The sequence below is a fragment of the Microbacterium lacticum genome (assembly GCF_006716815.1).
In the GTDB taxonomy this organism is placed as follows: domain Bacteria; phylum Actinomycetota; class Actinomycetes; order Actinomycetales; family Microbacteriaceae; genus Microbacterium; species Microbacterium lacticum.
In genome coordinates, this window is the sequence record NZ_VFPS01000001.1 from 557983 (window position 1) to 577885 (window position 19903).

The 19903-nt window shown below is 70.8% G+C and carries 16 protein-coding genes; 7 read left to right on the plus strand and 9 right to left on the minus strand.

What is annotated here, in order from left to right; translation table 11 throughout:
* Positions 1-5: 5 nt before the first annotated feature.
* From sucB to FHX68_RS02695, 3 genes are all read right to left on the minus strand, one after another.
* Positions 6-1769 carry a 2-oxoglutarate dehydrogenase, E2 component, dihydrolipoamide succinyltransferase gene (gene sucB, locus FHX68_RS02685; RefSeq protein WP_141379672.1) on the minus strand — a complete coding sequence of 588 codons (1764 nt, stop codon included), beginning with the start codon at positions 1767-1769 and terminating at the stop codon, positions 6-8.
* 65 nt (positions 1770-1834) lie between these two features.
* The gene (lpdA, locus tag FHX68_RS02690) at positions 1835-3205 is read right to left on the minus strand and encodes a dihydrolipoyl dehydrogenase (protein WP_141379673.1); all 1371 of its coding nucleotides are present in this window, start codon (positions 3203-3205) and stop codon (positions 1835-1837) included.
* A complete protein-coding gene (locus FHX68_RS02695; RefSeq protein ID WP_141379674.1) occupies positions 3202-4671 on the minus strand; it encodes a leucyl aminopeptidase in 1470 nt (489 codons plus the stop codon). The genes lpdA and FHX68_RS02695 overlap by 4 nt, the downstream gene beginning before the upstream one ends.
* Positions 4672-4784: 113 nt before the next feature.
* Between FHX68_RS02695 and FHX68_RS02700 the strand changes: the two genes are divergently transcribed.
* The 3 genes from FHX68_RS02700 (at position 4785) to FHX68_RS02710 (ending at position 8002) form a co-directional block, all read left to right on the plus strand.
* Entirely contained in the window at positions 4785-5708 is a 924-nt protein-coding gene (locus FHX68_RS02700; RefSeq protein ID WP_141379675.1) for a proteasome assembly chaperone family protein, read from the plus strand.
* Between the two features lie 219 nt (positions 5709-5927).
* Positions 5928-7307, plus strand: a complete 1380-nt coding sequence (locus FHX68_RS02705; protein ID WP_141379676.1) for an RNA polymerase sigma factor — start codon at positions 5928-5930, stop codon at positions 7305-7307.
* Entirely contained in the window at positions 7304-8002 is a 699-nt protein-coding gene (locus FHX68_RS02710; protein ID WP_141379677.1) for a coenzyme F420-0:L-glutamate ligase, read from the plus strand. Before FHX68_RS02705 ends, FHX68_RS02710 begins: the two co-directional genes overlap by 4 nt.
* Before the next feature lie 24 nt (positions 8003-8026).
* On the opposite strand, the gene FHX68_RS02715 is transcribed toward FHX68_RS02710, so the two are convergent.
* Both FHX68_RS02715 and FHX68_RS02720 read right to left on the minus strand, forming a co-directional pair.
* The gene (locus tag FHX68_RS02715) at positions 8027-9052 is read right to left on the minus strand and encodes a sugar-transfer associated ATP-grasp domain-containing protein (protein ID WP_141379678.1); all 1026 of its coding nucleotides are present in this window, start codon (positions 9050-9052) and stop codon (positions 8027-8029) included.
* Between the two features lie 75 nt (positions 9053-9127).
* Entirely contained in the window at positions 9128-9346 is a 219-nt protein-coding gene (locus FHX68_RS02720; protein ID WP_141379679.1) for a DUF7455 domain-containing protein, read from the minus strand.
* Positions 9347-9538: 192 nt separating this feature from the next.
* On the opposite strand from FHX68_RS02720, the gene FHX68_RS02725 reads away from it, so the two are divergent.
* Positions 9539-11680 (plus strand): DNA gyrase/topoisomerase IV subunit B, encoded by a 2142-nt coding sequence (locus FHX68_RS02725; protein WP_141379680.1) that lies wholly within the window; start codon positions 9539-9541, stop codon positions 11678-11680.
* Positions 11681-11946: 266 nt separating this feature from the next.
* Here FHX68_RS02725 and FHX68_RS02730 read toward each other — a convergent pair whose 3' ends face one another.
* On the minus strand, positions 11947-13116 hold the full coding sequence (locus tag FHX68_RS02730) for a sensor histidine kinase (RefSeq protein ID WP_141379681.1): 1170 nt from the start codon (positions 13114-13116) through the stop codon (positions 11947-11949).
* A gap of 240 nt (positions 13117-13356) precedes the next feature.
* Here FHX68_RS02730 and FHX68_RS02735 point away from each other — a divergent pair, with 240 nt between their 5' ends.
* Positions 13357-14019, plus strand: a complete 663-nt coding sequence (locus FHX68_RS02735; RefSeq protein WP_141379682.1) for a response regulator — start codon at positions 13357-13359, stop codon at positions 14017-14019.
* A 27-nt stretch (positions 14020-14046) separates the two neighbouring features.
* On the opposite strand, the gene FHX68_RS02740 is transcribed toward FHX68_RS02735, so the two are convergent.
* Positions 14047-16521, minus strand: a complete 2475-nt coding sequence (locus tag FHX68_RS02740) for a DNA gyrase/topoisomerase IV subunit A (protein ID WP_141379683.1) — start codon at positions 16519-16521, stop codon at positions 14047-14049.
* A gap of 75 nt (positions 16522-16596) precedes the next feature.
* Here FHX68_RS02740 and FHX68_RS02745 point away from each other — a divergent pair, with 75 nt between their 5' ends.
* A complete protein-coding gene (locus FHX68_RS02745) occupies positions 16597-17739 on the plus strand; it encodes an alkaline phosphatase family protein (protein WP_174799075.1) in 1143 nt (380 codons plus the stop codon).
* Between the two features lie 57 nt (positions 17740-17796).
* On the opposite strand, the gene sepH is transcribed toward FHX68_RS02745, so the two are convergent.
* The gene (sepH, locus tag FHX68_RS02750) at positions 17797-18837 is read right to left on the minus strand and encodes a septation protein SepH (protein WP_141379685.1); all 1041 of its coding nucleotides are present in this window, start codon (positions 18835-18837) and stop codon (positions 17797-17799) included.
* Positions 18838-19089: 252 nt separating this feature from the next.
* Here sepH and FHX68_RS02755 point away from each other — a divergent pair, with 252 nt between their 5' ends.
* The gene (locus FHX68_RS02755; protein WP_141379686.1) at positions 19090-19383 is read left to right on the plus strand and encodes a DUF4193 domain-containing protein; all 294 of its coding nucleotides are present in this window, start codon (positions 19090-19092) and stop codon (positions 19381-19383) included.
* Positions 19384-19403: 20 nt separating this feature from the next.
* On the opposite strand, the gene FHX68_RS02760 is transcribed toward FHX68_RS02755, so the two are convergent.
* Complete coding sequence (locus FHX68_RS02760; protein WP_141379687.1) at positions 19404-19898, minus strand: DUF3093 domain-containing protein; 495 nt, start codon at positions 19896-19898, stop codon at positions 19404-19406.
* Between the last annotated feature and the right edge of the window lie 5 nt (positions 19899-19903).

Genomic DNA, 19903 nt, shown 5'->3' on the forward strand with positions numbered 1-19903 from the left:
TCGGATCAGATCCCGAGCTGCGGGGCGAAGTCCGCCGTCTCGAGGCGGCTCTTCACCGCACCGAGGAAGCGGGCCGCGTCGGCGCCGTCGACGATGCGGTGATCGTACGACAGTGCGAGGTAGACGTACGAGCGGATGCCGATGGCATCCACACCGTCGACCTTGACGACACCGGGCTCCTTGACGACCGCGCCCGTGCCGAGGATCGCCGACTGCGGCAGGAAGACCACCGGAGTGTCGAACAGCGCGCCGCGCGAGCCGGTGTTGGTCACCGTGAAGGTGCCGCCGGCCAGCTCATCGGGCTTCAGCTTGTTGTCACGCGTGCGGGCCGCGAGGTCGGCGATCTCCGAGGAGATCTCCGCGAGCGACTTGCCGGCCGCGTCGCGCAGCACGGGCGTCAGCAGGCCGCGCTCGGTGTCGACCGCGATCGAGATGTTCTCGGTGGCGGGGTAGAAGATGTCGGTGCCGTTGACGGTCGCGTTGATCACGGGGTAGGCCTGGAGGGCTTCCGCCGCGGCGAGCACGAAGAAGGGCAGGAACGACAGCTTCCCGCCGGTCTTCGCCACGAAGTCCGACTGCACGGCGCCACGGTAGGCGGCGACCTTCGTGACGTCGACCTTCACGACCGTGGTCAGCTGAGCGGTCTGCTGCATCGAGGCGACCGCGCGCTCGGCGAGCACCTTGCGCAGACGCGACATCGGCTGCGTCGTGCCGCGGAGCTCCGAGACCTCGAGCGCCGGGGCGGCGGGAGCGGCGGGTGCGGAGGCGGCGGGTGCGGAGGCGGCGGCCGGCGTCTTGGCCGCCTCTGCCGCCTTCAGCACGTCTTCCTTGCGGATGCGGCCACCGACACCGGTGCCGGTCACGCTCGCGAGGTCGACGCCCTGCTGCTGGGCCAGGCGGCGAACGAGCGGCGTCACGTACGTTGTGACGTCGTCGTCGGATGCCTCGGCAGCGGGAGCCGCAGCGGCCGGAGCGGCAGCCGGGGCGGGCGCGTTGGCGGGAGCAGCAGCGGCCGGGGCCGGGGCAGCCGCCGGAGCCGCAGCGGGGGCCGGCGCGGGAGCCTCGGCGGCCGGCGCGGGAGTCTCGGCGGCCGGCGCGGCTGCCGGTGCACCCGAGCCGATGCGGGCGAGCACGGCGCCGACGGCGACGGTCTCGTCTTCGCCGACGACGATCTCCTGCAGGGTTCCGGCGACCGGCGACGGGATCTCGGTGTCGACCTTGTCGGTCGAGATCTCCAGCAGCGGCTCGTCGACGGCGACGTCGTCGCCGACCTGCTTGAGCCAACGGGTCACGGTGCCCTCGGTGACGCTCTCGCCGAGCTCGGGCAGCACGACGTCCTTCGCGTCGCCGGAGGCGGCGGGCGCAGGCGTGTCGACGGCCTGCTCGGGGGCGGTCTCGGGCTGGGCCGGCTCGCTGACCTGCGCGGGTGCCTCGGCGGCGGGTGCCTCGGCGGCGGGCGCCTCGGCAGCCGGGGCGGCCTCGGCCTGCGGCTCCTCGGCGGCGGGCGCGTCACCGGCGGACGCAGAACCGCTGCCGTCGCCGATCTTGGCCAGGATCGCGCCGACCTCGACGGTCTCGTCCTCGCTCACGAGGATCTCCTCGATGACGCCGCTGACGGGAGACGGGATCTCGGTGTCGACCTTGTCGGTCGAGATCTCGAGCAGGCCCTCATCGGCCTGAACCGTGTCACCGACGTTCTTGAGCCAGCGGGTGACCGTACCCTCGGTGACGCTCTCGCCGAGCGCGGGGAGGACCACGGATGTGCTCATGACTGTGTCTCCTTCAAAAAAGTCCGATGTCGTTCTAGCTTAGTGACCCGCGCACGGGGCGGGTGTCAGAGGGCGTGCAGCGGCTTGCCGGCGAGCGCCAGGAACGCCTCGCCGAGAGCCTCGCTCTGGGTCGGATGCGCGTGGATGAGCGGCGCGAGGTCTTCGGGGTGCGCCTCCCAGCCGACGGCGAGCTGGCCCTCGGTGATGAGCTCCCCGACGCGGTCGCCGATGAGGTGCACGCCGACGATCGGTCCGCTCTCCGTGCGCACGACCTTGACGAGGCCGGCGGTGCCGATGATCTCGCTCTTGGCGTTGCCGGCGAGGTTGTACTCGTACGTCTGCACCCCCTCGCCGTGCAGCTCCCGCGCCTGCGCCTCGGTGAGTCCGACGGAGGCGACCTCCGGGCTCGAGTAGGTGATGCGCGGGATGGATGCCTCGGGCACCGCGACGGGGGACAGGCCCGCGATCTGCTCGGCGACGAAGATGCCCTGCTGGAAGCTGCGGTGGGCGAGCTGGAGGCCCCGCACGATGTCGCCGACCGCCCAGATGTGCGCCGCCGACGTCTGCAGTCGCTCGTCGACGGTCACGAAGCCGCGCTCCCGCGCGACACCGGCCTCATCGAATCCGAGTCCGTCGGTCGCGGGCCCGCGACCGACGGCGACGAGCAGGTAGTCGGCCTCGAGCACGGTGCCGTCTTCGAGGGTCAGCGAGACCGCGGCATCCGTCTGCGACACGCTCGCGTAACGCACGCCGAGCTTCTGCCCGATGCCGCGCTTGCGGAACGCCCGCTCGAGACCCTTGCTGAGGGCGATGTCCTCGTTGGGGACGAGGTGGTCGAGCGCCTCGACGATCGTGACCTCGGCCCCGAACGAGCGCCACACACTCGCGAATTCGACGCCGATGACCCCGCCGCCCAGCACGATCACGCGCTCGGGAACGACGTCGAGCGCCAGCGCGCCCTCGCTGGTCAGCACCCGGCCGCCGATCTCGAGACCGGGCAGCGTGAGACTGTACGACCCGGTGGCGAGCACGACGTCCGCGCCGCGGTAGACGTCGTCGCCGACGGCCACCCCGCGGTCGGTGAGGAGACGCCCCTCGCCCTCGACGACGGTGATGCCGCGGGCCTTCAGAAGCCCCTGCAGCCCCGCGTACTTCTTCGCGACGATGCCCTCGCGGTACGCCGTCACCGCCGTCGCGTCGATGCCCTCGAGGGAGGCGGTCACGCCGACGCCCGCAGCGCTGCGCACATGGTCGGCGACCTCGGCGGTGTGCAGCAGCGCCTTCGTGGGGATGCAGCCGCGGTGCAGGCAGGTGCCGCCGACCTTGTCCTTCTCGATGACGGCGACGCTCCGGCCGAGCTCGGAGGCGCGGATCGCGGTGGCGTAGCCGCCGCTGCCGCCGCCGAGGACGACGAGGTCGAAGGTGTGCTCGGTCATCGCCCTGCCTCCTCGAGAAGAGCGACGAGCGAGCGCACGGTTGCGGCGGTCGGGCCCTTGTCGGTCGCGCCGAAGGATGCCTTGGCGGTGCCGCTGCCGGCGATGTCGAGATGCACCCAGGGGATGCGCGGCGCGTCGTCATCATCAGAGACGCGGCCTACGAAGCGCTGCAGGAACAGTCCCGCGAACAGCGATCCGCCCGAGGTGTCGCCCATCTTGGCGTTCTGCAGGTCGGCGATGGGGGAGTCGAGCTCGTCCTCCATGTGCGTGGGCAGCGGCAGGTGCCAGGCGAGCTCGTCGGCGCGCTCGGCGGCCGCGAGGTACGCGGCGACCGCGTCGTCGTCGCCCATCACGCCCGTGTGGCGGTGACCGAGCGCGACGATGATCGCCCCGGTGAGCGTCGCCACATCGACGATCAGGTCGGGTCGGGTGCGGCTCGCCGCGACGAGGCCGTCGGCGAGCACCACGCGGCCCTCCGCGTCGGTGTTGAGCACCTCGACGCTCTGGCCGTCGGCGATGCGCACGACGTCGCCCGGGCGGAGGGCGCGGCCCGAGGGCATGTTGTCGGCAACGCACAGCCAGCCCGACACGCGGATCGGCAGTCCGAGCTCCGCGGCGGCGCGCACGACCGCGAGCACGGTCGCCGCGCCCGCCATGTCGAACTTCATCCCCACCATGCCCGCCGGCGGCTTCAGCGAGAGCCCGCCGGTGTCGAAGGTGATGCCCTTACCGACGAGCGCCACGTGGTGGTCGGCGCCCTCCGGGTGATAGTCGAGGTGCACGAGGCGCGGCGGCCGGTCGGATCCCTGGCCGATGCCGAGGATGCCGCCGAAGCCCTGCTCCTCGAGCGCGGTCTCGTCGAGCACCGTCACCTCGATGGGAAGGTCCGCCACGGCGCCCTGCGCGGCCTCGGCGAGATCCTGCGGGCCGAGCCACTGCGCGGGGGTGTTCACGAGGTCCTTGACGAGTGCGGCCGCGGCGGCCACCGTGCGGGCACGGGGGAGCGAGGCATCCGCTTCGGCCGGTGCGCCGTGCAGGCTCACGTGCTCGGCGCGCGCGGGGCTGGTCGTCTTCTTGTAGTCGTCGAAGCGGTAGCCGCCGAGCAGGGCGCCCTCCGCGACGGCGGGCCAGCGGTCGTCGCCGAGACCGGGCGCGCCGACGGCGAGGTGGGCGAAGCCGGTCGTGGTGCGCACCGCGGCACCGACGGCGTCGCGCACGGCGGCGGCGCTCGGGTCGGCGCCGGTGCCGACCGCGAACACGGGCAGGGCGGTCACGTCGGGCAGCGCGACGCGGGTGGTGGATCCGGGCGACCCGACGAAGCCGGCGCCGGCGAGCGCGGCCGCGAGACCGGGCCACTCGGCGAGCAGCTCCTCGGTCTCATCGAGAGGCGGCAGTGCCAGCACGAGCGCGTCGGCATCGGCCTGGGTCAGCGGAGTGGAAGAGATCGACAGCTCAGGAAACGCCATGGATCCCATCCTAGGTTTGCCGCCCCGCGGGCGACCCGCCGCGCCGCAGCGGGGCGTGTTCGCTGTCAGCGGTACAGCGCCGCACCCCCTCGCGCGGCTCATACAGTGGATGCATGCCCTTGAGCGGTCCCCTCTACGAGCGCGTCGCGTCGGCACCTCCCGTGCCCGCGGGCCTTCCCCTGGTCGTCGCGCTGACCGGATTCACGGATGCGGGCAGCGCCGTCTCCCGCATGATCGAGCTGTTCCGCGACGACCTCGACCCGTCGCCGGTCGTCACGTTCTCCGCCGACGTGCTGCTCGACTTCCGCGCCCGCCGCCCCATCGTCACCTTCGACGGCGACCACCTCGTCGACTACCGCCCGCCGCGTCTCGAGCTGTCGCTCGCGCACGACGCCCTGGGGCAGCCGTTCGTGCTGCTGGCCGGCTACGAGCCCGACTTCGCGTGGGATGCGTTCGCCGAGACGGTCGTGGGCCTCGCCGAGGGGCTGCAGGTCTCCGGCGTCACGTGGGTGCACGCCATCCCCATGCCGGTGCCGCACACGCGGCCGATCGGCACCACCGTCAGCGGCACCCGGAAGGACCTCACACAGGCCCATTCGGTGTGGAAGCCGCACACGCAGGTCCCCGCGACGATGGGCCACCTGCTCGAGCTCCGCCTCGCCGAAGCCGGTCAGGCCGTCGCCGGGTTCGTGCTGCTCGTGCCGCACTACCTCGCCGACACCGAGTACCCGGCCGCGGCCATCGCGGGGCTCGACACCCTGTCGGTCGCCACGGGGCTCGTCTTCGATGCCGACGAGATCCGCGACGAGAACCGCGACTACCTCGCCAAGGTCGACGACCAGGTCGAGGGCAACAGCGAGCTCACGGCCATGCTGCACACGCTCGAAGAGCGCTACGACGCCTATATGGCGGGGTCGACGCTCGCGCAGCCGATCATCCACACCGGAGACCTGCCGAGCGCCGACGAACTCGCCGCCGAGCTCGAGCGCTTCCTCGCCGATCGGCGCGAGGGCGACGACAAGCGCGGCCGCCGCTGACCGATCACGGCGGAATGCCGGAGCGCTCCGGCGCGTCGCACAGAGGTTAGGACGCACACCCGACGTGTTGCGCAAGTTCGCAGTCTGAGGTATGCGACAATAGGACCTCGACCCGTCGTCTCGACGGCGTGATCCCCTCGCCGGGGTGAAGCGCTGGACTTGACAAGGGTCTTACTAGTGTCCGAACCCCCGACGCATCGCGTCGGTGAAAGGCGAGACGTGACTTCTGGCACGAAGACCCCCCGTACACGCAGGGCAGACGGCACCGAGGTGGCCGAGCAGGCCGCCGAGAGCACCGCGACGAAGACGGCTGCGAAGAAGCCCGCGACCAAGACATCCGCCGCCAAGACCGTGGCGGCAAAGCCGGCGGCGGCCAAGACCGCCGCGAAGAAGCCCGCCGCGACGAAGCCCGCCACCAAGGTGACGGCCGCGAAGGCGAAGAAGGCGGCCGACGACGAGGTCGAGGTCGACGACGAGGAGATCGAGGTCGACGAGACGGACGACGCCGACGACGCGGCGCCCGCCAAGGACGCGAAGGATGCCTCGGACGACGGCTCCGACGACGACGAGGACGAGGAGGGCACGACCAAGCCCGCCTTCACCGAGCCGCTTCCCACCGGCGCGATCATCATCTCCTCGAGCGACGACGACGAGGTGCCCGTCTATTCGACGCAGATCACCGGTGCGACCGCCGACCCGGTCAAGGACTACCTGAAGCAGATCGGCAAGGTGCCGCTGCTGAACGCGGCCGAAGAGGTCGAGCTCGCGATGCGCATCGAGGCGGGTCTGTTCGCCGAGGAGAAGCTGTCGCACATGTCGGCTTCGGAGAAGTCGAACCAGCTGGGCCTCGACCTGCAGTGGGTCGCCCGCGACGGGCGGCGCGCCAAGAGCCACCTGCTCGGTGCGAACCTGCGCCTGGTCGTCTCGCTCGCCAAGCGCTACACCGGGCGCGGCATGCAGTTCCTCGACCTCATCCAGGAGGGTAACCTCGGCCTCATCCGTGCGGTGGAGAAGTTCGACTACACCAAGGGCTTCAAGTTCTCGACGTACGCGACGTGGTGGATCCGTCAGGCGATCACCCGTGCCATGGCCGACCAGGCCCGCACCATCCGCATCCCCGTGCACATGGTCGAGGTCATCAACAAGCTCGCCCGCGTGCAGCGCCAGATGCTGCAGGACCTCGGCCGCGAGCCCACGCCCGAAGAGCTCAGCCGCGAACTCGACATGACCCCGGAGAAGGTCATCGAGGTGCAGAAGTACGGCCGCGAGCCGATCTCGCTGCACACGCCGCTCGGTGAGGACGGCGACAGCGAGTTCGGTGACCTCATCGAGGACACCGAGGCGGTCGTCCCGGCCGACGCGGTGGGCTTCACCATGCTGCAGCGTCAGCTCGAGTCGCTGCTCGACTCGCTGAGCGAGCGCGAGGCGGGCGTCATCCGCATGCGCTTCGGTCTCGGCGACGGACAGCCCAAGACGCTCGACCAGATCGGCGACACGTTCGGGGTCACCCGTGAGCGCATCCGCCAGATCGAGTCGAAGACGATGGCCAAGCTCCGTCACCCGTCGCGGTCGCAGTCGCTGCGGGACTACCTCGAATGAACGAGGCCCCCAACGACGGCAAGGTGCTGTCGGTCACGACCGATGCGGGCACGTTCAAGCGCATTCCGATCCGCACGCGGGTCGTCATGCCGGGCGACGACCTCGACGCGTTCGTGACCGAGTACGCCGGCGAGGTCGTCGAGCCCGGCGACACGCTGTTCGTCACGGAGAAGATCGTCGCGATCACGCAGGGCCGCTCATACACGCTCGACGAAATCGAGCCGCGTCCCCTCGCCCGGCTGCTGTCGAAGTATGTCGTCAAGACGCCGTACGGCATCGGCCTCGGCATGCCCGAGACGATGGAGATGGCGCTGCGCGAGTGCGGCACCCCGCGGATCCTCTTCGCCGCCGCCGTCAGCGCGGTCACGAAGCTGTTCGGCCGGCGCGGCGACTTCTACCGGATCGCCGGTGACAAGGCGCGCGCGATCGACGGCCCCACCGACGGCACCATCCCGCCTTACGACCGCGCCGTCGTGCTCGGCCCCACCGAGCCGGACGCGGTCGCGGAGCGGCTGAAGGCGCTCCTCGGCGCGCCGGGCGCGGTCGCCGTCGTCGACATCAACGACATCGGCGGCAACATCCTCGGCTCGACGCTCGATCGGGCGGGGGAGGCGCAGCTCGTGCGCATCCTCTCCGACAACCCTCTCGGTCAGGGTCGCCAGTCGACCCCCATGGGCATCATCCGGCGCGTCTGACGCCCGAACGCGGATGCCGCCCCGTCACCAGCCCATCGCGGCGCGGTAGCGGGGCAGGTGTCCGTGCCGGATGCCGCTGGCGGTCGGCTTGTTCTCGAAGACGCCCGCGCCCCAGTTGCCCTCGACGAGCACGGGCCCGGTCGGCGTCACGACGATGTCCCAACCGACGTAGCGCACCTCCGGGATCACGAGGGCGACCTCGGTGATGAGCGCGCGCACGGCATCCATCATCGGCAGCCGGTAGTCGGCGATGCGGTAACCGGTCTCCGGGTGCGTCTCGAAGAGGGCGCCGGAGGTGTTGTAGCCCATGCCCATCGCGCGGCCGTCCTCGTGGAGAGCCGTGTAGAAGCCGCCGAAGGATGCCTGGTCGCTGACCTGTCCGCGGCCGAACTTCTGCGCCATGTTGATGATCGCCACCGTGCCGTCGTCGCGTACGAACGTGGTGACGCGCGTCGTGTTCGCCGTGCCGGGAGCGATCGCCTCGAGGTCGGCGTGCTGCAGGATGCGCTCCTCGATCAGCACCTCGCCCTTCGCGAGCAGGTCGGCGTGGAACGCCGGCCAGTCGGTGACATCGGCGGCGTCGTAGCGGCGCACGCCGGCGCCGGACTTGCTCACCGGCACCTTCGCGATGAACACCGGATGCCGCTGCGCGAACGCCTCGAGCTCGGCGGCGTTGCCCGCTTCGAGCGCCAGCCACTCGCGCCCGAGGAACCGGTCGAAGTCGCGGTTGAAGTCGATCTTGTCGTGGAAGCGGTGTACCTGCGCCGGATCGTCGTACCGGTTCGAGAGCTCGAGCGCCAGCGGGCTCGTCACCCACGTGGCGCGCTCGGCGCGCGTGAGGATCGCGAAATCGAACTCGATGTAGTCGTTGAACCCGACGCGGTGGCGTGCGGCCGACCAGAGCATGTCGGCGAGCACCAGGGGGTAGCTCTTGCCGTGCACCCGGGCGGTGAAGCGGGCGCGTTCGGTCACCGAGGCGTAGTCGAAACCGCGCGCGCGCTCGAACAGCACGCTCACTCGGTGCAGGGGCGACAGACCGCGCGAAGCCATGACGAATCCTCCGAAGGACGGCAGTGGGGACGGCGTCAGTCTACGCGGCCCCCACCGCCGTGCCCGTTCGGACGATCAGCGGGCGTCGGCGAGGCGTGCGGTCTCGTCGTGCCACGAGGTGGCGACGGAGCGCAGCTTCTCTTCGTACTTGCGGCCGTGGTGCGCGCAGAACAGCAGCTCGCTGCCGTTGACCTCGGCGGCGATGTAGGCCTGGGCGCCACAGGAGTCGCAACGGTCGGTCGCGGTCAAGCGGTACTCGAGGACGTCGGGCTCGGCGGTCGTGGACATGCTCATTTCGGTTCCTCCTCGAGACATGTGATGCGGTGCGGTTGCCTCACATACAACCACGCGGTCGCCGGGAGAATGCCGCGATCCGGTCACATTTCGCTGTGCGCGTACGGAGCGGGCTCGGCGCCGAGCACGGTCGGGTAACGCTCGCGTGTCCCGGCGCCGCGGTGTCGACGCCCCGGCATACGCTTGGAGATTGTGACCGCTGAGTATTCCGCCCATCACCTCCAGGTGCTCGAAGGGCTCGAAGCCGTCCGCAAGCGCCCCGGCATGTACATCGGCTCCACCGATTCGCGCGGGCTCATGCACTGCGTGTGGGAGATCGTCGACAACGCCGTGGACGAGGCGCTCGGCGGCTACGGGTCGCGCATCGACGTGGTGCTGCACGCCGACGGCAGCGTCGAGGTGCGCGACCGCGCCCGAGGCATCCCCGTCGACGTGGAACCGCGCACCGGGCTCACCGGCGTCGAGGTCGTGTTCACGAAGCTCCACGCCGGTGGAAAGTTCGGCGGCGGATCGTACGCGGCCTCGGGCGGTCTGCACGGCGTCGGCGCCTCGGTCGTGAACGCGCTGAGCGAGCGCCTCGACGTGGAGGTCGACCGCGGCGGCAAGACCTACGCGATGTCGTTCCACCGCGGCGAGCCGGGCGTCTTCGACGGCCCCGGCCCCGATTCGCCGTTCAGGCCGTTCGAGCGCGCCTCCGAGCTCCGCGTTGTCGGCAAGACCGCGAAGGGCGTCACGGGGTCGCGCATCCGGTACTGGGCCGACCGGCAGATCTTCACGAAGGATGCCACGTTCAACCTCGGCGAGCTGGAGCAGCGCGCGCGTCAGACCGCGTTCCTCGTGCCGGGACTGCAGATCGACATCACCGACGAGCGACCCGGCTCGGCCCCGGTGGCCGCCCTCGAATCGGCGGCGGAGTCGTCGGCCGAGTCGGAGACGACGCCCGCCGAGACCGGCGCCACCGTCACGACCTTCCGCTACGACGGCGGCATCTCGGAGTTCGCCGAGTTCCTCGCGCCCGACGCGGCGATCACCGACACCTGGCGCCTGACCGGCTCGGGCACGTTCACGGAGACGGTGCCCGTGCTGCAGCCCGGCGGCGCGATGGTCCCCACCGACGTCGAGCGCACGTGCGAGGTCGACGTCGCCGTGCGCTGGGGCACGGGGTACGAGACGGTGATGCGGTCGTTCGTGAACATCATCGCCACGCCCAAGGGGGGCACGCACCAGGCGGGCTTCGAGCAGGGCCTGATGAAGGTCATCCGCAGTCAGGTCGACCAGAACGCCCGACGGCTGAAGGTCGGCAACGACAAGCTCGACAAGGACGACATCCTCGCCGGTCTCACGGCGGTGCTGACGGTGCGCCTGCCCGAACCGCAGTTCGAGGGGCAGACGAAGGAGATCCTCGGCACGCCTGCGGTGCGTGCGATCGTCGCGAACGTCGTCGCGAAGGAGCTCACGACGCGCTTCGCCTCGACCAAGCGCGACGACAAGACGCAGACCGCGCTCGTGCTCGACAAGGTCGTCTCGGAGATGAAGGCGCGCATCTCGGCGCGTACGCACAAGGAGACCCAGCGCCGCAAAAACGCCCTGGAGTCGTCGTCGCTGCCGGCGAAGCTCGCCGACTGCCGCACGAGCGACGTCTCGCAATCGGAGCTGTTCATCGTCGAGGGCGACTCGGCGCTCGGCACCGCCAAGCACGCCCGCAACAGCGAGTACCAGGCGCTCCTACCGATCCGGGGCAAGATCCTCAACGTGCAGAAGGCGTCGATCAGCGACATGCTCGGAAACGCCGAGTGCGCGGCGATCATCCAGACGATCGGTGCCGGGTCGGGGCGCTCCTTCGACCTCGATGCGGCCCGCTACGGCAAGATCATCCTGATGAGCGACGCCGACGTCGACGGCGCGCACATCCGCACGCTGCTGCTGACGCTGTTCTTCCGGTACATGCGGCCGCTCATCGAAGCCGGACGCGTCTACGCGGCGGTGCCGCCGCTGCACCGGGTGATCATCATGAATCCGGGCTCGAAGCCGAACGAGACCGTCTACACGTACTCCGAGCAGGAGCTGCACTCCCTATTGGCGAAGCTCACCAAGAGCGGACGCCGCTGGCAGGAGCCGGTGCAGCGCTACAAGGGGCTCGGCGAGATGGATGCCGACCAGTTGGCGACCACGACGATGGACCGTGCCGGGCGCACCCTCCGCCGCGTGACCGTGAGGGATGCCGAGGCGGTGTCGGGCGTGTTCGAACTGCTCATGGGCAGCGACGTCGCTCCTCGCCGCGACTTCATCGTGTCGTCGAGTGATCGCCTCGATCGTGAGGCGATCGACGCCTGAGACGCGCGGGGCCCGAAACCGAGCTGGGGGGATCGGTTTCGGGCCATCGCCGCGGCATCCGCGCGTCAGTCGTGATGACGATGGCGGCAAAGCCGGCCCTCGTCCCCGAAATCACAGACGACACAGCAGACACTCGATGAGAGACCGACTGGGGACCGGTCTCTCGGCAGTTGCCAGCGTACGGGCGCGCGGAAGCTCCCTTGCGCGACGAACGGATAGATCGTCTGCGACTTTCGTCTAGTCTGCGGGCGGGAGAGGTCTCTGGATCAGGATTCGAGGGGGAGTGAGGCCGACACGACCCATCCCTGTGGGCCGCGCGCGGCGCGGAACGAGCCGCCGAAGAGGCGGAAGCGCTCCTGCAGGCGCATGATGCCGTAGCCGGACGTCGGCAGGCCGGCCGTGCGCGCGGGCGGAGAGTCGTCGCTGAACTCGAGGCGCGCCCACCCGCGTTCGACGCGCAACGCGATGCGCACGTGGCGTGCGCCGGTCGCGTGCTTCAGGACATTCGTGCCGCTCTCGCGGATGACGCGGATGAGGGCCACCATCGACGCGCTCGGCAGTCGCACGTCGTCGGGCACGTCCACCGTCACCTCGATGCCGGCCTGTTCGAGCTCCTTGGTGACCACGGCGATCGTCCCCGGCAGGCCGTCGGGGGAGGGCAGGCGGTCGGGTGTGAGGTTCTCCTCGCCGCGCACCATGCCGAGCACGCGGCGGATGTCGGTGAGCGCCTGGACCGCCGCCTCGCGGATCGCGGTCTGCGACTGAGAACGGGTCGTGCGGTCTTCGGTTCGTTCGAGCACAGCGGCGTGCAGCGCGACGATCGTGATCTCGTGCGCCACGATGTCGTGCAACTCGTCGGCGATCAGGTCGCGTTCGTGGCGGAGCTGTTCCGCCACCTCGCGCTCCGTCGCCTCCAGCTGAGTCGCCAACACCTGAGCTCTTTCGTATTGATTCCGGATGGTCAGCGCGATGATGAGGCTCATCAGGCTGATCATCGCGATGATGATCGCACCGAGCGGGTGGAACCCGGAGTCGGGTCTGCCGACGATGGCGAGAAGCCATGCCACCCAGACGAGTGCGTACACCCCGGTGAGTGTTGCGCTGCAGGTGAAGGCGGCGAGTCCGATGATGACCGCACCGACCAGCAGGCTGTCAGCCACGCCCGTGATGGCCGCCGTGATTCCCGCGATGCTCAGAACGATCGTCGCGACCGGCGGTCGCCAAGCGAACAGCGCCACCGCTACCGTGATCGTCGTGGTGACGATCGCCGAAACGACAGTGGTTGTTCCGCCGTTCGTCGCCCGCCCGATCGAGTCGAGCAGCAACGTGATGGCGACGAGCGCGATCAGCAGTCGTCGTGCCAGCGTCGGAAGAGCGTGGTACCCCCAGAAGGGGGTTCGCACATATCCGAGCAGGCGGGCTCGCAGAACATTCACCCCGCGATTATCTCCCGGTCGTGTTCTGGGGCCGTCGTATTACTTCCAGATGCCAAGCCAGCGTCCAAGCCAATCCCACATTTCCATCACCTCCACAAGGTCTCGAATCGATTCTTCAAACAGACGTCTCCGCGCACGAGAGACCATTGGCTACATCGATTGCGACTTTCGTCTAGTCCCCGACGGGAGTCCTGCCGGCGACGCGCGGAGGGCGCTCACGGGCATCCGTAAGATGGCGATGTGACTGAAGCCATCCGGGTGATCATCGTGGACGACGAGTCGCTGGTGCGCGCTGCGCTGCGCGTGTTCCTGGAGTCAGCCGACGGGTTCGAGCTCGTCGGCGAAGCCGACAACGGCGCCGACGCGATCACGCTCGTGCGCGCCACCCAGCCCGACGTCGTGCTGATGGACGTGCAGATGCCGATCATGGACGGCATCGAGGCGACGCAGCGGCTCACGCGGGAGTTCCCTGGGCTGAAGATCGTCGCGCTCACGACGTTCTGCACCGAGCGGGTGATCGTGCCGATGCTGAGCGCGGGGGCATCCGGCTTCCTCGTCAAAGACACTTCTCCCGACCGCATCCTCGACGCGGCGCGCCTCGCCCATGAGGGCGGCTACGTGCTGTCGCCGCGGGTCGCGAAGGAACTCGTCACCTCGGTGCAGTCGGGCGCGGCCTCGGCCACGCGGGAGCTCGGCCGCGACGAGGAGCTCACCGAGCGCGAGCTCGAGGTCGTGACGCTCCTCGCGCAGGGCATGTCGAACGCCGAGATCGCGGCGGCGATGTACGTGTCGGAGGCGACCGTGAAGTCTCACCTCGGCCGCATCACGGCGAAGTGGGGCGTGCGCGACCGCATCCAGGTGCTCATCCGTGCCACCCAGCTGGGGCTCGTGACGCTCGTCTGAGAGCTCGGCGCGGCGGTCAGCAGCCCGTCAGCCGATGACCGTGCCGACGGCGGCCACGACCGCCTCGAGGGGCTGGCCCGAGGCATCCCGCTTCGCGCCGGGCGCCGGCAGCTGCCGCACCGCGCCGTCGGCGGCGAGCGCCCGCGGCTCGACGCCCACCCAGGCGAGGGTGAGCACGTCTTCGCCCTTCACGAACCGCTGCGCGCGCACCCCGCCGGTGGCACGCCCCTTGGCGGGGAACTCGTCGAACGACGACACCTTCGCACTGCCGGGGTCGGTGCCGGCGATCGCCTGCGACGATCCGGCGACGGTGACGACGACGGTGCGCTCGTCGCGCGGTGCGGGCTGGAAGGCGATGACCTCGGCGCCCGTGCTGAGACGGATGCCGGCCATGCCGCCCGCGGCACGCCCCTGCGGACGCACCGCGTCGGCGCCGAAGCGCAGCAGCTGGGCGTCGGAGGTGACGAAGACCAGGTCGTCGTCGTCGGGGGCGAGACCCGCTCCCACGACGCGGTCGCCGGGTTTCAGGGCGATGATCTCGACCTCGTGCTTGCCGGGGGGCAGCTCCGAGGTCGCCACGCGCTTGACGGTGCCCTGGGCGGTGCCGAGCGCGATGATCTCGCCGGAGAGGGGCACGATCGCCACGACGTGCTCGCCCGAGGGGAGCGCGAGGTACTGATCGGCCCGCGTGCCGGCCGCCGGCTGCACCGAGTTCGCCGGCACCGAGGGGAGGTCGACGGGGGAGAAGCGCACGAGCCGGCCTGCGGTGGTCACCGCGCCGAGGTCGCCGCGCGTCGTCGCATCCACTGCCGAGCGGATGCCGTCGTGCTTCGAGCGTCGCGTGGGCGCGACGACGCCTCCCGTGACGTCGCCGGAGCCGTCCGCGCTCTCGGTCGGGGCGAGCTCGGCGCGGACGAGCCGGCCCGTCGCCGTGAGGAACACGCGGCACGGGGCATCCGCGATCTGCAGGTCCGCCGGGGCGGCGGCGCGCGAGCGGGGCGTGACCGGGCCGCCGTTCAGCAGCAGGGTGCGCCGGGGCGTGCCGAACGTCTCGGCGGTGGCGTCGAGCTCACGGGCGACCTGCGCGCGCAGCAGCACGTCGCTGCCGAGCAGCGCCTCGAGGTCGGCGATCTCCTTCTTCAGCGCGTCGCGCTCGGTCTCGAGCTCGATGCGGGAGAACCGGGTGAGGCGCCGCAGGCGCAGCTCGAGGATGTACTCGGCCTGCGGCTGCGACAGGTCGAACACGCTCATGAGCTTCGTGCGCGCCTGCTCGCCGTCGTCGGAGGCGCGGATCACCTGGATGACTTCGTCGATGTCGAGGATCGCGATCAGCAGGCCCTCGACGAGGTGCAGGCGCTCCTGCTTGCGGGCGAGGCGGAAGCTGCTGCGCCGCGTGACGACCGAGAGGCGGTGGTCGAGGTAGACGCGCAGCAGCGGCTTGAGGCCGAGCGTCTGCGGCTGGCCGTCGACGAGGGCGACGTTGTTGATGCCGAACGAGTCCTCGAGCGGGGTCAGCCGGTAGAGCTGCTCGAGCACCGCGTTCGGGTCGAAACCGGTCTTGATCCCGATCACGAGACGCAGCCCGTGGTTGCGGTCGGTCAGGTCGTTGAGGTCGGCGATGCCCGTGAGCTTCTTCGCGTTGACCGCGTCCTTGATCTTCTCGATCACGCGCTCGGCGCCGACCATGTAGGGCAGCTCGGTGACCACGAGGCCGGTGCGGCGCGGACCGAGGGACTCGACCGAGACCTTCGCCCGGGTGCGGAAGGTGCCGCGACCGGTCTCGTACGCCTCGCGGATGCCGTCGAGCCCGACGATGATCCCGCCCCCGGGGAGGTCGGGGCCGGGCACGAACTGCATGAGGTCGGCGGTGGACGCGTCGGGGTTGTCGAGCAGATGGATCGCCGCGGCGACCACCTCGATCAGGTTGTGCGGCGCCATGTTCGTCGCCATGCCGACCGCGATGCCCGTCGTACCGTTGACGAGCAGGTTCGGGAAGGCGGCGGGCAGCACGTCGGGCTGCTGGAACTGACCGTCGTAGTTCGGGATGAAGTCGACGACATCCTCGTCGAGGTTCTCGGTGAGCGCGAGCGCCGCGGGCGCGAGACGCGCCTCCGTGTAGCGCGCGGCGGCGGGGCCGTCGTCGAGGGAGCCGAAGTTGCCGTGGCCGTCGACGAGCGGCACGCGCAGGGCGAACGGCTGCGCCAGGCGCACGAGCGCGTCATAGATCGCGGAGTCGCCGTGCGGGTGGAGCTTTCCCATCACCTCGCCGACGACGCGGGCGCTCTTGACGTGGCCGCGGTCGGGGCGCAGCCCCATGTCGGCCATCTGGAACAGGATGCGCCGCTGCACGGGCTTCAGGCCGTCGCGCGCGTCGGGGAGCGCCCGCGAGTAGATGACCGAGTAGGCGTACTCGAGGAACGAGTCCTGCATCTCCGCCGACACGTCGACGTCTTCGATGCGGCCGTGACCTTCGGGAATGGACTCGGTGCGCGCAGCTGCCATGGAAACTCGGGTGCCCTCGCTGGTGGGAGATGTGACGGGACGGGGCCGTGTGCGCCGTGTGCGAGACTGGCCCCGATGCGTCTCAGCCTACCCGTGGACCCGCCGACGGCCCGGAGCCTCACCGGCGTCGTGCCGCAGATCATGCGGTCGCTCGAGGGCGACCCCGACTGGTTCCCGGCGGCCCGCTCGGCGATCGTCGTGGTGGTCGACGGCCTCGGCCGCGCCAACCTGACGGCGCGCGCGGGGCACGCGCGGTTCCTCACCGGACACATGGGCAAGAAGGATGCCGCGCGCACCGTCTTCCCCGCGACGACGGCCACCGCCCTGACGAGTCTGCTGACCGGCACGCGGGCGGGCGAGCACGGGATCGTCGGATACCGCGGCCTCGTGCCGGGGACGCTCCGGGCCCCGAATCAGCTGAAGGGGTGGGAGACCGACGGGCTCGATCCGCTCACGTGGCAGCGCGCACAGCCGCTGTTCGAGCGCCGCGCCGAGGCGGGACTGCCCTCGTTCGTCGTCTCGAAGGGCACGTACCGCACGACCGGCTTCACGCGCGCGATCCAGCGCGGAGCGACCTTCGCCGACGCGGCGACCCCCGACGAGCGCATCGAGACCGCGGCATCCCTCGCCGCAGACCACCCCGGCGCACTCGTCTACGTCTACCTGCCCGAACTCGACACCGTCGGCCACGCACAGGGCTGGGAGAGCGACGCCTGGATCGCGGGCCTGGAACGGGTGGATGCCGCGATCCGGCGTCTCGCCGAGCTCTCCGGCGCCGGCACCGGCATCGTCGTCACGGCCGACCACGGCATGGTCGACGTGCCGGCGCATCGGCAGGTGCTGCTCGGCGCCGGTGACCTGCTGCTCGACGAGGTCCACCTCGTCGCGGGCGAGCCGCGGCTGCTGCAGCTGTACACCACTCAGGGTGAGGCCGCGGCCGAGCGTATCGCGGCGCGCTGGCGCGACAGCGAGGGGGAGCGGTCGTGGGTCATGACCCGGCAGGAGGCGGTCGCGGCCGGGCTGTATGGTCCGCGGGTGGATGCCGAGGTGCTGCCGCGCATCGGCGACGTGCTCGTGGCGGCGCGCGCGGCGATCGCCTACTACGACGACCGCCTCGCCGACAAGAAGTCGCAGCGGATGATCGGGCAGCACGGCTCGCTCACCGATCAGGAGCGGATCGTCCCGCTCATCCGCCTCGGCGCGTTCGCCGCGCCCTGACGCAGATCGCTGATTCCGCTGGCTGACGCCGGACGCTCATGCCGTGCCCTGAGCCGGTCAGGAACCGTCTTCGGTACGCGCGCCGAAGACGATCTCGTCCCACGACGGCATCGAGGTGCGTCCCTTGCGGCGCGACGCCTCGGAGATCACGGTGTCATCGAGGGTGTCGTCGTCCTCCTCGGCGCGCGCGCTCTCGTCGTAGCCGGGCTCGAGGGCGTCGAACAGCGCGGCTCCGCCGTGCGCGGGCGCCGACGGCGTCGCGGGGGTGGCCGCCTGCTCGGTCGGCATGGGCTCGCGCAGGCCGCGCCGGCGGCGCAGCGCCTCGAGCAGGTCGGCGGTCTCGGCGGAGGTCACCGACTGGTCGGGGGCGCGCTTGATCGCCGCCTCCTGCACCGCGGCGGTGACCGTCGGGCGGATGTCGCGGGACACGATCTCGGCGTCGGGCTCGAGGCGGCGTGGACCGAACGCGCCGGAGTCGAAGCGCGACGAGTCCTTCACCGGCGAGACGTCGAGGGCGCGCAGGCGCGGGATGAGCCCCTCGGGGAGCGATCCCTGGCGCGAGAGCTGCGTGGCATCCGCGTTCTGCGGCGACAGCGTCGAGCGGCGCGGGTCGAAGCTCCACCGCGCGTCGTGGTCGACCTCGCTCGCGGTGAACTCGAGCTTGACGATCCAGCCCGACTCCTCGCGCCAGCTCGTCCAGCGCTCCCCGGTCGCCCCGGCGTCGGCGAGCTTGGCCCGCACCGCGGTGCCGAACGTCGGCTGGGCGTCGTCGCCGAGCTCGCCGGCGATCAGCACCGGCACCGCCAGCGCCTGGTCGACGATGTGCTCGCGCTCGGCCAGCACGGGGCGCTCGTACCGCTGCACGTCCTCCAGTCGCGCGCCCAGCAGGTCGGCGACCTCCTGAGCGGACAGGCCGGAGCGGATGTGGGCCTGGATGTCGCGGGGGCTCGGCCGCGGCGTGCGAGGCTCGGCGTCGCGCTGCACGCGGCGCAGTTGCGAACGGAGGGTCTCGTCCACCGCCAGGGCGAACCGTTCACCCGTCTCGGTCGCGACGACGAGAACGCCCTCTTCGATTCCGATGACTTTGAGCTGCTCCATGCGAGACACGCCTCCAGATCCCTGCGAAGACACCGCATCGCGGCGCCGCGACCATGCTGACACGGCGGCGCGCCCGCAACGGGAATATCGCGGGCGCGCCGCGAGTTCCTCTCGTCGCACCCGCCGGAAAGCGGGCTGTGGATGACCGGCATTTGCGAAAAGCGGGCGGGTCATGCAAACTATCGCCGCCCCGGGCCATGCGGCCCATGCCCACGAGGTTGGGCGAGCCCGTCAGATCCTGGAAGTGAGAGCATGGCGACCGATTACGACGCCCCCCGCAAGACCGACGACGACAGCGAGTCGATCGAGGCCCTGAAGGAGCGCGTTCCCGACAAGCTCTCCGGGGCGGTCGGCGATGAAGACGCCGACAACCCCTCGGGTTTCGAACTGCCCGGAGCCGACCTCTCCGACCTCGAGCTCGACGTCGTCGTGCTGCCCCCGCAGGAGGACGAGTTCACCTGCGTCGAGTGCTTCCTCGTCAAGCACCGCACCCAGATCGACCACGAGACCTCCATCGGCGCCATCTGCGTCGAGTGCGCCGCCTGATCGCCTCCGGATCGGCGTGATCAGCCGCGCTGTGCGCGCCTGATCACGCCGATCACCCGGTCGGGAGTGCGCGTCGAGAAGACCCACTCCCGCACCGGATCGCGGTCGTCGTCGACGCGGACCGCGACGACCCCGTCGATCCCTCCGCGCAGCAGATGCCAGGCCGTCCGCGGCAGTCCGGGCCCGCGCAGCTCGCGGGCCTCGTCGCCGGTCGCGCCCGTCGCCTCGCCCAGCATCCGCACCGGGATGTGCGCGCGACCGACGCGCAGCTCGCCCGCCCGCACCTCGACGACCGGCGAGGCGAACACGAGCGTCGCCACGATGACGACCGCGACCGCCAGTCCGGCGAGGAGCGCGACCGTGGCATCCAGTGGCACGAAGACCAGCGAGACCATCGGCGCCGCGACCGCCGCGCTCAGCAGCGTCCACAGCGACGGGCTCAGCCGCTCGCGGTAGACCGGCGCGGGGGCACCCGGCCGGGTTGATTTCCGTGGGCGGGCAGGGTCTGCGTTCATCTGGG

What these genes read in the sequence shown, in the direction of transcription:
- FHX68_RS02755 (WP_141379686.1), top strand. Translation starts at nt 19,090, where the DNA reads ATGGCGACCGATTACGACGCCCCCCGCAAGACCGACGACGACAGCGAG.
- FHX68_RS02710 (WP_141379677.1), top strand. Translation starts at nt 7,304, where the DNA reads ATGAACGAGGCCCCCAACGACGGCAAGGTGCTGTCGGTCACGACCGAT.
- sucB (WP_141379672.1), bottom strand. Translation starts at nt 1,769, where the DNA reads ATGAGCACATCCGTGGTCCTCCCCGCGCTCGGCGAGAGCGTCACCGAG.
- FHX68_RS02715 (WP_141379678.1), bottom strand. Translation starts at nt 9,052, where the DNA reads ATGGCTTCGCGCGGTCTGTCGCCCCTGCACCGAGTGAGCGTGCTGTTC.
- FHX68_RS02745 (WP_174799075.1), top strand. Translation starts at nt 16,597, where the DNA reads ATGCGTCTCAGCCTACCCGTGGACCCGCCGACGGCCCGGAGCCTCACC.
- lpdA (WP_141379673.1), bottom strand. Translation starts at nt 3,205, where the DNA reads ATGACCGAGCACACCTTCGACCTCGTCGTCCTCGGCGGCGGCAGCGGC.
- FHX68_RS02740 (WP_141379683.1), bottom strand. Translation starts at nt 16,521, where the DNA reads ATGGCAGCTGCGCGCACCGAGTCCATTCCCGAAGGTCACGGCCGCATC.
- FHX68_RS02760 (WP_141379687.1), bottom strand. Translation starts at nt 19,898, where the DNA reads ATGAACGCAGACCCTGCCCGCCCACGGAAATCAACCCGGCCGGGTGCC.
- FHX68_RS02720 (WP_141379679.1), bottom strand. Translation starts at nt 9,346, where the DNA reads ATGAGCATGTCCACGACCGCCGAGCCCGACGTCCTCGAGTACCGCTTG.
- sepH (WP_141379685.1), bottom strand. Translation starts at nt 18,837, where the DNA reads ATGGAGCAGCTCAAAGTCATCGGAATCGAAGAGGGCGTTCTCGTCGTC.
- FHX68_RS02700 (WP_141379675.1), top strand. Translation starts at nt 4,785, where the DNA reads ATGCCCTTGAGCGGTCCCCTCTACGAGCGCGTCGCGTCGGCACCTCCC.
- FHX68_RS02695 (WP_141379674.1), bottom strand. Translation starts at nt 4,671, where the DNA reads ATGGCGTTTCCTGAGCTGTCGATCTCTTCCACTCCGCTGACCCAGGCC.